The sequence below is a fragment of the Nonomuraea sp. NPDC052129 genome, from assembly GCF_040680095.1.
Taxonomy (GTDB): Bacteria; Actinomycetota; Actinomycetes; order Streptosporangiales; family Streptosporangiaceae; genus Nonomuraea.
Genome location: NZ_JBFAVX010000015.1, coordinates 106,704 through 118,417 on the forward strand (window position 1 = coordinate 106,704; position 11,714 = coordinate 118,417).

Below are 11,714 nucleotides of genomic sequence, written 5' to 3' on the forward strand. Positions count from 1 at the left end.
ACCTGTCTGTAATGCGTCAATAGCCATCGTGGAGGTGATCCCGACTCTGGGCCGAAAGTTTCGGTTAGACTCCGGCTCATGCCAGCGAAGAGGCGGGTGACGATCGCCCTGATAGCCGAGGAGGCCGGGGTCTCGATCCCCACGGTGTCCAAGGTCATCAACGGCCGTCCCGAAGTGGCCCCGGAGACTCGCCACCGTGTCGAACGGCTGCTGCACGAGCACGGCTACCAGCGGCGCACCAGCCAGGACGACACGCCCTCGGGCCTGGTGGACCTGGTGTTCGCCGAGATCGAGTCGCCGTGGGCGATGGAGATCGTCCGCGGCGCCGAGTCCGCGGCCCGCGACGCGGGAGCGAGTGTCGTCATGTCGGTCCTGCACACCCACGCGGGACCCGGCAGAGACTGGCTGGACCGGCTGGCCTCGCGGCGGACGGACGGCGTGGTCGTCGTGGCCTCCAAGCTCTCGACCGGGGTCCAGGCGCAGCTGAGCGCCCGTTCACTGCCGTTCGTGGTGGTCGATCCGGAGGGCGAGCCGGCGCCGGGAGTGGTCTCGGTGGGCGCCACCAACTGGCACGGCGGCCTGGCGGCCACCCGCCACCTGCTGGAGCTGGGCCACCGCAGGGTCGGCATGATCAGCGGGCCGGGCGACATGCTCTGCAGCCAGGCGCGCATCGACGGCTACCGGGCGGCGCTGGAGACCGCGGGCGTCGAGGTGGACCCCACACTGATCCGCCGAGGGACTTTCTTGGTCGACTCCGGCCACGACCAGGGCCATGCCCTGCTCTCCCTGCCCGACCCGCCGACGGCGATCTTCGCGGGCAGCGACCTCATGGCCTTCGGCGTCTTCGAGGCGGCCCGCCAGCGCGGCCTGCGCGTACCCGAAGATCTGAGCGTCGTCGGCTTCGACGACCTGCCCCTGTCGAAGTCGGCCTGGCCCCCGCTCACCACGGTCCGCCAGCCGCTGCAGGAGATGGCCGCCCTGGCGACGCGCACGGTCCTGGCGATGAAGCGCGGGGAGGCGCCGGAGAGCCGGCGGGTGGAACTGGCCACGGACCTCATCGTCCGCGAGAGCACGGCGGCACTGGTCAAGCCCGAGGCTTGAAGCCCAGGCCGCCGCGGTTGGTCCGTGGCGGCCTGGACAGCGTTGTCAGGTCGCGAGCTGGCTTCCGTAAGCCCGCGCGACGAGCTCGGCGACCGCGCTGTGCGCGCCGAGCGGCTCGGAGTGGCCCGCGCGGACCGTCGTGGCGGCCTGCTCGACCACCTCCGCCGACGCCTCGTGGCCGATCAGGCAGGGGGCGATGGCCAGGCGGGTGGCGCCGGCGGCTCGCAGCCGTTCGGCCGCCACCGGCACGCCCGGATCACTGTCGAGAGAGGCGGCGACCACGGGGAGCGTGAGCCGCGAGGCGAGCAGCACCGCAGTCGCCTGGACGGCGTGCACGGCCCGCTCGCCACCCACCGTGCCGAGGATGATGGCGTCGACGGGGCTGGAGACGTTCAGCAGCCGGACCCGGTCGGCCCTGGCCAGGCCGCGCTCGGCCAGCCTGATGTGCAGCGCCTCGGCCAGCAGCGGGTGCGGGCCGAGTGCCTCCGTCACGACCGCGTTCGACCCGGCCGCCGCGACGGCCTTGCCGATCTCGGCCAGGATGATCGGATCGTCCCACGTCAGCAGTGGCACCACGATCGACTCGCGCCCCGAGGGGAGCGAATCGGCAAGATCGGTAACGCTGGTGAGGCGTACCTCGATCTGAGGGTTGTCGACGCGTACCACGGCCGCGATCTCCGCTGCCACGCCCGAGGTGCTGCCCGGCACCGCGAGGACGAGGACAGGGGCGTCCGGCGGCAGGGACGTGGGCACGGGACGGCGGTGTCGACCGCCGCCCGGCCGGGGGGAACGTTCACGTACAGGCAGGCTCACAGGCGCGCAGTTTATGCCTATAAAGGGACCTGTGTTCTGCGAAATGGCCGCGATTCAATCACAACGCTGGCCGTGTGACCGAGATCACATCGTGATAGCCGCAAATCTTGACTTATCTGGATAAAGCGGCAGGCTCAACAGCAACTAGAAACGCGTTCTAGAGCGACAGGCGCGCACCGTCCCCCTAAGGACTGGTATCAACTACCACCGGTTGAAGCTGGTGGTTTGCTCTCACGGTCCCGTCTGGGTGAGGGGAGGTCGGTAGCGTGTGGCTGGTTGATGACAGCCCAGCCCGCGACGCCGCGTGTGGCGATGTTGCGGGCCGCGATGTGGTCGGCGTGCCCAGCGAGGCCACACCTTTTGCAGACGAACCGGCCCCGCGCCGGACGATTCGCCCTGGACACGCACCCGCAGTCCGGACACGCCTGCGAGGTGTAGGCGGGGTTGACCAGCAGAAACGCGACTCCGGCGCGGGCGGCTTTGTAGCGGGTGAAGGCGATCTGCTGGGCGAAGGCCCAGTTGTGCAGGGTGCGCCGCTGGAACCGATGAGCCCTTACCCGGCCGCGGATGCCCTGAAGGTCCTCCAGGGCGATGCCGCGGCCGGTGCGTTCGGCTTCGCGCACCACATACGTGCTGATTTGGTGGTTGAGGTCGGTCATCATCCGGTGTTCACGACCGGACAGGCGGCGCAGCACCCGCCGCGCCGCAGACGTCCCCTTCTTCGGCAACCGCCGGCGTTGGCGATGGCGCCGCTCCCGCAGCGTGCGGACGTGCCCGTTGCCGCCGACCGGGCCAGCCAGCGCAGGGCCGGGCAACACCGCACCATCGGAGGTGACCGCCAGGTTCGCCACCCCCTGATCCACCCCAAGAAAGCCGCCGACCGGCTCACGCACCACCGGCTTCGGCAGAGTGAGGGCGACCTGCAGCAGCCACACCCCACGCCGGCAGATCAGGTCGGCCTCCCCCACCGGCAACCCATCCACGGCCTTGAGGTCTTCTGGTCGGCCGGTGTAGGGGATGGTGACGCGGCCGGTGGGGGTCCACAGCGACACGGTCCGGGCGTCCCGGTTGAAGCTCATCAGCCGGGCGTCGTAGGGGACGGCGCCGTGCGGCCGGAAGATGTGCGCGCGTTTCTTGGACGCGCGCCGGTTGGCATACGCGGCGGCGACCCGGGCGATCGCTCGCACGGCCGCTTGCGCGCCCAGCCCGGCCACCTGCCCGCGCACCTCGTAATAGGCCAGCCGGTGCAACTCCACCACAGCGAAGACGTGGTACTGCCAGGCCAGCCGGGAGACGACGGTGGCCGCCTGATTGCACACCTGCACCGCCGCAGCCAGCGCGTCGGCCTGGGCCGATGTTGGCGTGAGCCGCAGCTGTACCACCGAGGGCAGGCCGTGGCGTTTGGCGGTGGAGCGGCGGATCGCCATCGCGCACCTCCTGTCACAGCGCCAACACCCACCGCACACATTACCGAACGTGACCAAATCTTTCCATGCTGTTTTCGAAAGGAGGGTGGCGCTTCCTCCCGGGCCTGAATGGCCGGGTCTCCGCGCCGCGATTCAGATGAAGCCGTTCTATGTCCGTGAGTTGAGCGTGTACCCCGTCGGCCGCCGACGGGTCTGGCTCCTGGCGATAGCCGTGCTGGCGAGTCTGGTGGCCAATTTCGAGACGACGATCGCCACCATCCTGCCGTTACTGCTGGACGACCTGAAGATGTCCTTGACGGTCTACGGGCAGATCGCCGCCGTCTCGGTGCTGGTGGGCGGGCTGTCGGCCGGGTTCGGCGGCATCCTGTCCGACCGGTGGGGCCGGGTCACGATCCTGGTGCCCACGCTGACCGTCACCGCAGCCTGCAATTTCCTCCTGGCCACCGTGGACTCGGTCGGCGAGCTGTTCGCGGTGCGCTGCCTGATGCTGTTCATCGAGGGCGCGGGCATCACGATCACCGCCTCGCTCGTCCGCGACTTCTCGCCGCGCCTGGGCCGTGCGCAGGCGTTCGCGTTCTGGACCTGGGGGCCGGTCGGCGCCTCCTTCCTCGCTTCGTTCATCGCCGGCTTCACGCTGCCGATGTTCGGCAACGCCTGGCAGTCGCAGGCGATCATCATGGGCGTCGTCTCGCTGATCCTGTGCGGGGTCATCATCTGGCAGATCGCCGAGCCGTCGGCGGCCCTGCGGGCGCAGATCATGCGGCAGGAAGAGGCGGTGGTCTCCGAGGAGAAGATCGATCCGGGCAAGGTGAAGGAGTTGTTCCGGCATCCGCACCTCTGGGCCCACGTGCTCGGCAACACCGGCTGGCAGGTGCTCTACTGGACCTTCGCGATCTTCGGTCAGACGATCCTCGCCGACTCCTTCCGGATGGAGACCGCTGAGGCCAACCGCGTCGTCGCCTTGGGCATCCTGCTCAACGCGCTGGCCGTCATCGTGGTCGGCCGGATCTCCGACCGGTTGGAGCTGCGCAAGCCGTTCACGGCCGTGGGCATCGTGCTGACGGTCGCGACGCTCGCCTACTTCATCAGCCTCATCGGCACGGGCGCCACGGTCGGCACGGTCACTCTGGTCTACGCGATCCTGTTCCTGGTCCTGGGTGTCGCCTACGTCCCTTGGATGGCGAACTTCTCCGAGGACGCCGAAGACGTCGACTCCCGGCTCCAGGGCGCGGCACTGGGTCTGTGGGGCATGGTGGTCCGGGTCATGATCGTGGCCCTGCTGGTGATCTCGCCGACGGTGGTGAAGGCCGGCGGCGGGTGGGGAACCTGGCTGTGGGTGGCGCTGGCCGGCCAGGTGGTCTTCCTGCTCTCGATCGCCGCCTTCAAGGGCTCCTGGCGCCGCCCCCGCGCCGACGAGTCACCGAAGGTCACGGCCTGACACCACCAGCCACAGGTACGGCACCGGCAACACGAACAGCCAGAACCGGTGCGCCTCGTCCCAATGCCCGAACCCGCACGTCGGCGGCCACAGCCTGACCTCCGGCGGCAGCAGGATCGTGCCCAGCACCAGAACGAGCTGCACGACCACGGCGGCCATGGCGGCCTGCCGTCCGGCGGCGTACCGGACGGCGGTCGCCGCGGCCGCCAGCCCGATCCCCAGGCAGACACCCACCTCGATCAGCATGTCCCCGACGGGGAACAGGGCCTCCTCGGGCAGCCTCGACAGTACGTAGGCGAAGGCGCCCAGCCAGACGGCGACCGCGAAGCCGCCGGCGAGCAGGCACCGCTGAGCTTGCCGCAGCCGGTACCGCACCGGCTCCGGGCCGCCGGACATGGCGTCGACCAGCGCGAAGGCGGCGGCGGAGCCCAGGAGCGTGCCGGCGATCCGCAGCAGGATGAGCCCCATGGCGCTGGTGAGCGGCTGCCCGAAGTCGGCCAGCGTGACCAGCCCCGCGGTGAAGAGCGTGACCACCGCCAGTGGGGCCCAGTCGATGGCCCGGACGAGCGGCCGCAGGAGCAGGAGCGGCACAACGAGCCGCGCCGTCTTCGGCACGGTTGCCGGCGAGGTCGTCGGCGGGCTTGTCGGCGCGGTCTCAGGCGTGGGCGGAGGCGCGGTCCCAGGCGTGGGCATGGGCGCGGTTCTTTGCGCGGTCATCGACATGGGGTCCCTTTCGGCTTGGTGATCGGGTAGCGCTGGGGGAGTCCGAGCAGCGGAAGCGCCTGCTCGAAGGTGGTGGCGGGGCGCATGAGCGTGTCCCAGTTGGTCCAGACGCGTTCCCGGGCACCGGGGGACTGGAGCAGGAGCTTGGCGTATCCGATCTCGCTGTCCCCGTAGTCGATGCGGGAGCGTAGGGCCATACGCCCGTCCATGTTCAGGGTTTCCTGAGGGCGGGCGATCGTCGAAGCTTGCCCCATCAACCAGAGGGCGACGACCATGCGGGCCTGGCCACGCGCGTCGCACGCGTCGTCGAAGCCGCCGATGATGTCGAGCACGAGGCTCTGCGCCAGCAGTTTGCGCTGGTCGTCCGCGCCCCACGCCATGGGCGCGATGGCGACCCGGTCTTCCATCGTGTACGACCAGGTCGAGGTGTACTGCTTCACCAGGGGAACGCGATCGCGCGCGCCCGGTGGCACGGCGCGAACTATAGGCGCGACCACCCCGGCCCACAGCGGGATCCACGACGCGTAGTCCGACAGAGCGCAGTAGCGAACTCCCTCACGCCGCTCGCACCGGTAGGCGTCCCGGCCGAAGTATTTCTCCCGCACGCGCGCGTCGACGTCGTCAATGGTCAGCGTTCTTCCGGTCGGGAAGAGGGCCACGGGCCGTACCGCCGCCGCGCTGGCCCCCGCGGGCACCGCGACGGCCAGCGCGACCACGGCCGCGACGAGCGTTACCGACCGGCGCCCGTGCCGCAGCAACGCGACCAGGCCCGCCAGTACGGCCAGGGCCAGGACGTAGATCAGGTGCGGGCCGGTCGGCCGGTCGGGCCAGTCCATCCAGTGCGTCTGCATCACCGGCAGCCACCAGGTGCCGGGGTTGGTGTTGAAGAAGATGAGCAACCCCAGCCCGGCCACGACCACCGGCCCCGCGATCAGCCAGCGGACCCATCGGCCCACGGCCACGCCGAGAGCGGCGGCCAGCGCGCCGACGCCGAGCGCGGTCAGCGGCTCGAACACGTCCAGCCGCCCGCCGGCGGGCCCGCTCAGCGCCCGTACCAGCAGGTAGCCGCCGACGACCAGCGCCTGTCCCACCACGGCGACCAGGACAGCCGCGAACAGCACCGCCCTGGTACGCACCTCGGCCCGCCCCGGCAGACCCGCGAGGAGCTCCGGCATCCGGTGCCGCCCGTCGCGCGACACGGCCAGGCTCGCCACCACGAGCAGCGCCCCGGCCAGGCAGGAGGCGATCCCGGTGGTGTGGACCGGATCGACGGTGAGGTCCGGCTGCTGGTCCCGGCTCAGGTGCAGCTGCACGGCCAGCACCAGCGCGGCCATGCCCCACACCAGTGGATGCCTGGCCATCCGGCGCAGCTCGACCCGGAACAGCTGCCCGGTCATACTGCCGCTCCCTTCGGCGGACAGTCGCTCGGTCATGGGGCGGCTTCCGTCGGTGGACAACCGGCCGGTCACGCGGCCTCCCCGATCAGCAGCAGATAGCCGTCCTCCACACCTGGATCGGTGGGCTCGGCCCCGGGCGGGCGGTCGCCGAGGGTGCGGTAGCGGCCGTCGGCGGTGCGCCAGAACAGCCGCGACTCCGTCGGCGGCCGGTCCGACAACCACACCTGCCCGGCCGCGGTGGCGGCCAGCCCGCCCGGGGTTCCGTCGAAGACGACGCGGCCGCGGGCCATGGTGACCACGCGCTCGCAGAGCGCCGCGACGTCCTCCGTCTGGTGGGTGGAAAGGAGCACCGTACGGCTCTCGCCGAGCCGGGAGACGAGCGCTCTGAACAGCATCCGCTGCTCCGGGTCCAGGCCCACGGTCGGCTCGTCAAGGATCAGCAGCTCCGGCTCGCCCAGCAAGGCCTGGGCCAGGGCCAGCCGCTGGCGCATGCCGCCGGACAGTTTGCGGACCTTCGTCCTGGCCTGGTCGGTAAGGTCCACCTCGGCCAGTACCCGCCGCACCTCGCTGTGACGGTGCCGTCTGTCGGTCAGCTCCTTGAGTATCGCCACGTAGTCGACCAGGTCGAACGCGGTGAAGTGCGGGTAGTGGCCCGGGTCCTGCGGCAGGTAGCCGAGCCTGCGCCGCAGCGCGGTGCGCTGGGTCGCCTGCGCGGGGTCCAGGCCGAAAGCGTCGACGTGGCCGCCGTCGTACGAGAGCGTGGTCGCCAGGCAGCGCAGCAGCGTGGTCTTGCCCGCGCCATTCGGGCCGAGCAGCCCGGTCACGCCGGGCCCGACGGACAGGGTCAGCCCGTCGAGCACCTGCTTGTGGCCGTACTTCTTGGTCAGGTCACGGATATGAAGCATCAGGCGGTCACCTTGGAGTAGAGGCGTAGGGACATCAGCAGGGCCGCGCAGCCGTACCCGATCTGCGCGGCGAGCCCGAAGGCGGCGAGCAGGTCACCGGTGGCGCCGCCGACGGCGGCCACCCCCAGGAGCCAGAGGCCGCCCGTCGTGAGCGCGGACACCGGCACCGGCAGGCGCGACGACAGGAGGAGGCAGCAGGACGTTGTCGCGAGCGATGGCATCAGCCACGCGGCGCTCAGCCACGCGGGGGCGGGCAGCAGCGGCGACGCCCCCGCGGCCAGCACCACGGCCACGGCCAGTGTGCCGGTGGCCCTGATCAGCAGCAGGCGCGCTCCCGACAGCGGGGTCGCGGCCAGCATCTCGTGCACCGGATCCACCCGCGGCCCGTAGGCGAGGGCGATTCCGGCCAGCGGCAGTATCGGCGCGACGGCCAGGAACATCGGCAGGAACGTGGCCGACTCTCTGGCCGCCAGCACCGCGAACGTCAGCGCCGCGACTACCCCGGCGACCCATGCCCCGCTCATCGTCGGCGTGGCGGTCAGCAGCCTGGCCATGTGCTGGGGGACGCCGCAGGTCCGCAGCAGCCGCTCCATCGGCGACGGGCGCGGGCTGAGCACCTCGGCCTCCAGCCGCTGCCAGGAGTCCCGCAGCCAGTCCTCTTCGTACGGCACCGCCGCCCGGCAGTCCGGGCAGCCGCCGAGGTGCGCGTCCACGGACATCGCCCGGGCGGGATCGAGCCCGCCCGACAGGTAGGCGTCCATGAGATCGTCGGTGATGTGCCAGCTCATGCGAGTTCCTCCCTGAGCCGAGCCCGCGCCCGCATCGCCCGGGTCTTGATGGTTCCTTCCGGGACGCCGAGCAGCCGGGACGCCTCCTTGACGGTCAGCCCGTCGAGAACGGTCGCCTGGATGACCGCGCGCAGCTCCGGCGAGAGGCGGTTGAGGGCGGCGCCGAGGTCCCCGTGCTCGATGCCGAGGAGCGCGATGTCCTCAGCTGACGCGATGGCCCGCTCATCGAGGGCTCGCCCTTCCAAGGCTCGCTCTTCGACCGGCTCGCTGGTGAACCGGTGCGGGCCGAACCGGTGGGAGCCGCGGCCGCGCAGGGCCGAGACGAGGCGGCGCAGTGCGATCGTCCACAGCCAGCCCGCCGCGTTGGCCCCGTCGAAGCGGGCCGCCGCCTTCCACACCGCGAGGAAGGTGTCCTGCAGGGCGTCGTCCACCGCGTCGGGGTCGGCGCAGCGGCGGGCCAGCCGGGTTCTGAGCCAGGGGGCGTGCCGGCGGTGGAGCAGGCGCAGCGCCGTGACGCTCTCCGCGGCGATCGCGGCGATCAACTCGGCGTCCGTGCTGTCGGAGCCGACGTCCGGGGGCTCGCGCCGGCTGAGGTGGAACCGTTTCACACCTCAGCTATCGCACATGAGTGCCTGGACGGTTCTCAACGGGCTGGGATCACTCAGTGGGTCGGGATCACTCAACGGGGCGGGATCACCTCAGCGGGCCGGGGTCATTCAGCGGGTCGGGATCACGATGGACTGCGGGTTCCCCGGGGCGTAGACGGTGATGCCCTGGGGGAGCGACTTGAGCTTGTCGATCTCGGCGCAGGCCGGGCACTTGTCGTAGCCCTCCTGCCGGGCCTGGTTCGCGGCCGACTCGGCCTTGGCCTGGGCCACCCGGGCCTGGGCCTCGGAGACGGCGGCGTTGGCGGCCAGCGATCTGTCCACGGCCTGCTGCACCTCCACCGGCAGCGTCACCTTGGCCAGGGTGAACCGCAGGCCGGTGAAGAACTCGCCGCCCAGCGCCTGGGGCAGGTCCTGGGCCAGGGTGGCGTTGATGGCGTTCTGGACCTTGGTGATGTTCGTGTTGCTGTCTTGAGCCTGGGGTTTGGTGTCGCCGCCCTGGTCCTTGAGCGCCGTGTTCGCCAGCAGGGAGCACGAGGGGACGAGTTCGGCGCAGCGCATGTTGCCCAGTTGCCCGCGCAACGCGTTGTCCACCACGGGGCGGACGGCCTGGCCGAAGAACGCCGACCAGCCGTCGTCGCCGTCCCACGCGGCCAGCGACTCGTCGTTCTGGGCGCGGTACGTGCGCGTGCCGTACTTGTCGTCGAATCTCTTCAGCGCGTCGTGGTCGAGGTTGAGCGTGAAGTACAGGGTGCCCTCGATGCCCAGGTTCACGCCGTCGCTGCTCGGCACCGTCACCACGTCCACGCCGAGCGTGGTGGCGCGCTTGGCGTCGGCGGTGATCGTGTAGAAGCGCTGCTGCGCGGGATAAGGGTGGACGGAGGACCACATACCCGTCCAGGTCAGGCCGGAGCCCGGGTCGATGACCTGGCGTACTTGGTTGTCGTCGAACCAGCCGCCGTCGCGGACGACGGCGATCTCGCCGCCTTCGGTGCTCTCCAGACCGCCGATCGCCCCGATGACGGTGGGGATCGCGAGCAGCGCTGCGAGGACCAGGATGACCGACAGGGTGATGCGCACGGGGACCTCCCGCGCGGGCGGCGGTGGCAGCCACCGCCCGCGCATTTCGCGGCAGACTTGCGGAGGTACGGCCGACGGTTTCCGGCCGAAGGCAGGGCGTTCAGACTCGTTGCGCTACGCCGCCAGGGTCGGCGGTGATGTCCAGGTCGCGGGTCTCCGGCGCGATGGCCAAGCCGACGGCCGTGACGGCCAGCGCGGCCACCACGTAGAGGGAGACCGCCGTCGTGGTGCCGTACGCGGCGAACAGCTTCAGCGCGATGATCGGAGCCAGCGCGCCCCCGACGATCCCGGCGACCTGGTATCCCATGGACGCGCCGCTGTAGCGCAGCCTGGTGCTGAACAGCTCGGCGATGAAGGCGGCCTGCGGGCCGTACATCGCCGCGTGGGTGATGAGCGCGACGATCGAGGCCAGGGCGATCAGCGGGAACGACTTGGTGTCGAGCAGCGGGAAGAAGACGAACACCCAGACCGCGGCGCCGATGACGCCCGCGAAGTAGACGGGCCGCCGGCCGACCCGGTCCGACAGCGCGCCGAACAGCGGGATCAGCGCCAGTTGCAGCGCGGACCCGATCAGCACCGCGTTCAGTCCCACCGAGCGCTCCAGCTTCAGCGGGCCGGTGAGGTAGACCAGGATGTAGGCGGTGAAGGTGTAGAAGGCCACGTCCACGCCGATGCGCGCGGTGAAGGCCGACAGCAGCGCGCGCGGGTGCGTACGCAGCACCTCCAGCAGCGGCATCTTCGCCTTGGCGCCCTGCTGGGTCAGCTCCGTGAACAGCGGCGACTCCGTGACCTTCAGCCGGACCCAGAGCCCGACGAGCACCAGCACGCCCGACAGCAGGAACGGCACCCGCCAGCCCCACGACAGGAACGCCGCGTCCGACAGCGTGAAGGACAGGATCGCCAGCGTCCCGGTGGCCAGCACGTATCCGGCGGGCACGCCCACCTGCGGCCAGCTGGCGTTGAAGCCGCGACGGCGGTCGTCGCCGTGCTCCAGCGACATGATGACCGCGCCGCCCCACTCGCCGCCCAGGCCCAGCCCCTGTATGGACCTGAGTGTGGCCAGCAGGACCGGCGCGAGCGCGCCGACGCTGTCGTAGCCGGGCAGCACGCCGATGAGGAACGTCGAGACGCCCATCACCAGCAACGTCACGACCAGCACGGTCTTGCGGCCCGCGCGGTCGCCGAAGTGACCGAACACGATCCCGCCGAGCGGCCTGGCCACGAACGCGACGGCGTTGGTCGTCAGCGCCAGCAGGGTCGCGTTGAGCGGGTCGAAGGTGGGAAAGAACAGCTTGCCGAAGACCAGCGTCGCCGCGGTCGTGTAGAGGAAGAAGTCGTACCACTCCAAAGAGGTGCCGATCAGGCTGGCGAGGATCACCCGCCGGGTCTGCCGCGTGGAGCCTGTCATCATCGCTCCTTCGATCAGGGGGTTCTTAT

General features: G+C 70.7%; 11 protein-coding genes. 2 read left to right on the top strand and 9 right to left on the bottom strand.

Features of this window, described 5'->3' with window-relative positions; translation table 11 throughout:
* The first annotated feature begins 78 nt into the window (after nt 1-78).
* Entirely contained in the window at nt 79-1,101 is a 1,023-nt protein-coding gene (locus AB0L53_RS29925) for a LacI family DNA-binding transcriptional regulator (protein ID WP_357951517.1), read from the top strand.
* Nucleotides 1,102-1,146: 45 nt separating this feature from the next.
* On the opposite strand, the gene AB0L53_RS29930 is transcribed toward AB0L53_RS29925, so the two are convergent.
* Both AB0L53_RS29930 and AB0L53_RS29935 read right to left on the bottom strand, forming a co-directional pair.
* Nucleotides 1,147-1,854: a hypothetical protein gene (locus tag AB0L53_RS29930; protein WP_364000654.1), complete on the bottom strand. Its 708-nt coding sequence runs from the start codon at nt 1,852-1,854 to the stop codon at nt 1,147-1,149.
* A 257-nt stretch (nt 1,855-2,111) separates the two neighbouring features.
* Nucleotides 2,112-3,341: a transposase gene (locus AB0L53_RS29935; RefSeq protein ID WP_364000657.1), complete on the bottom strand. Its 1,230-nt coding sequence runs from the start codon at nt 3,339-3,341 to the stop codon at nt 2,112-2,114.
* A 166-nt stretch (nt 3,342-3,507) separates the two neighbouring features.
* Here AB0L53_RS29935 and AB0L53_RS29940 point away from each other — a divergent pair, with 166 nt between their 5' ends.
* Nucleotides 3,508-4,779 (top strand): MFS transporter, encoded by a 1,272-nt coding sequence (locus AB0L53_RS29940; protein WP_364001038.1) that lies wholly within the window; start codon nt 3,508-3,510, stop codon nt 4,777-4,779.
* On the opposite strand, the gene AB0L53_RS29945 is transcribed toward AB0L53_RS29940, so the two are convergent.
* The 7 genes from AB0L53_RS29945 to AB0L53_RS29975 all read right to left on the bottom strand — a co-directional run bounded on the left by AB0L53_RS29945 (nt 4,759) and on the right by AB0L53_RS29975 (nt 11,688).
* Entirely contained in the window at nt 4,759-5,496 is a 738-nt protein-coding gene (locus tag AB0L53_RS29945; protein ID WP_364000660.1) for a hypothetical protein, read from the bottom strand. The genes AB0L53_RS29940 and AB0L53_RS29945 overlap by 21 nt on opposite strands.
* The gene (locus tag AB0L53_RS29950; protein WP_364000662.1) at nt 5,493-6,899 is read right to left on the bottom strand and encodes a hypothetical protein; all 1,407 of its coding nucleotides are present in this window, start codon (nt 6,897-6,899) and stop codon (nt 5,493-5,495) included. Before AB0L53_RS29950 ends, AB0L53_RS29945 begins: the two co-directional genes overlap by 4 nt.
* Before the next feature lie 68 nt (nt 6,900-6,967).
* Nucleotides 6,968-7,804, bottom strand: a complete 837-nt coding sequence (locus tag AB0L53_RS29955; RefSeq protein WP_364000665.1) for an ATP-binding cassette domain-containing protein — start codon at nt 7,802-7,804, stop codon at nt 6,968-6,970.
* Nucleotides 7,804-8,592 carry a zf-HC2 domain-containing protein gene (locus tag AB0L53_RS29960; protein WP_364000668.1) on the bottom strand — a complete coding sequence of 263 codons (789 nt, stop codon included), beginning with the start codon at nt 8,590-8,592 and terminating at the stop codon, nt 7,804-7,806. Before AB0L53_RS29960 ends, AB0L53_RS29955 begins: the two co-directional genes overlap by 1 nt.
* The gene (locus tag AB0L53_RS29965; RefSeq protein ID WP_364000670.1) at nt 8,589-9,200 is read right to left on the bottom strand and encodes an RNA polymerase sigma factor; all 612 of its coding nucleotides are present in this window, start codon (nt 9,198-9,200) and stop codon (nt 8,589-8,591) included. Before AB0L53_RS29965 ends, AB0L53_RS29960 begins: the two co-directional genes overlap by 4 nt.
* A gap of 108 nt (nt 9,201-9,308) precedes the next feature.
* Nucleotides 9,309-10,277 (bottom strand): SPFH domain-containing protein, encoded by a 969-nt coding sequence (locus tag AB0L53_RS29970; RefSeq protein WP_364000673.1) that lies wholly within the window; start codon nt 10,275-10,277, stop codon nt 9,309-9,311.
* A 100-nt stretch (nt 10,278-10,377) separates the two neighbouring features.
* On the bottom strand, nt 10,378-11,688 hold the full coding sequence (locus tag AB0L53_RS29975; RefSeq protein ID WP_364000676.1) for an MFS transporter: 1,311 nt from the start codon (nt 11,686-11,688) through the stop codon (nt 10,378-10,380).
* Nucleotides 11,689-11,714: the final 26 nt, after the last annotated feature.

Excerpts from the sequence above, each read along its gene's own strand:
- AB0L53_RS29960 (WP_364000668.1), bottom strand. The coding sequence starts at position 8,592 with ATGAGCTGGCACATCACCGACGATCTCATGGACGCCTACCTGTCGGGC.
- AB0L53_RS29945 (WP_364000660.1), bottom strand. The coding sequence starts at position 5,496 with ATGACCGCGCAAAGAACCGCGCCCATGCCCACGCCTGGGACCGCGCCT.
- AB0L53_RS29935 (WP_364000657.1), bottom strand. The coding sequence starts at position 3,341 with ATGGCGATCCGCCGCTCCACCGCCAAACGCCACGGCCTGCCCTCGGTG.
- AB0L53_RS29955 (WP_364000665.1), bottom strand. The coding sequence starts at position 7,804 with ATGCTTCATATCCGTGACCTGACCAAGAAGTACGGCCACAAGCAGGTG.
- AB0L53_RS29925 (WP_357951517.1), top strand. The coding sequence starts at position 79 with ATGCCAGCGAAGAGGCGGGTGACGATCGCCCTGATAGCCGAGGAGGCC.
- AB0L53_RS29975 (WP_364000676.1), bottom strand. The coding sequence starts at position 11,688 with ATGATGACAGGCTCCACGCGGCAGACCCGGCGGGTGATCCTCGCCAGC.
- AB0L53_RS29950 (WP_364000662.1), bottom strand. The coding sequence starts at position 6,899 with ATGACCGGGCAGCTGTTCCGGGTCGAGCTGCGCCGGATGGCCAGGCAT.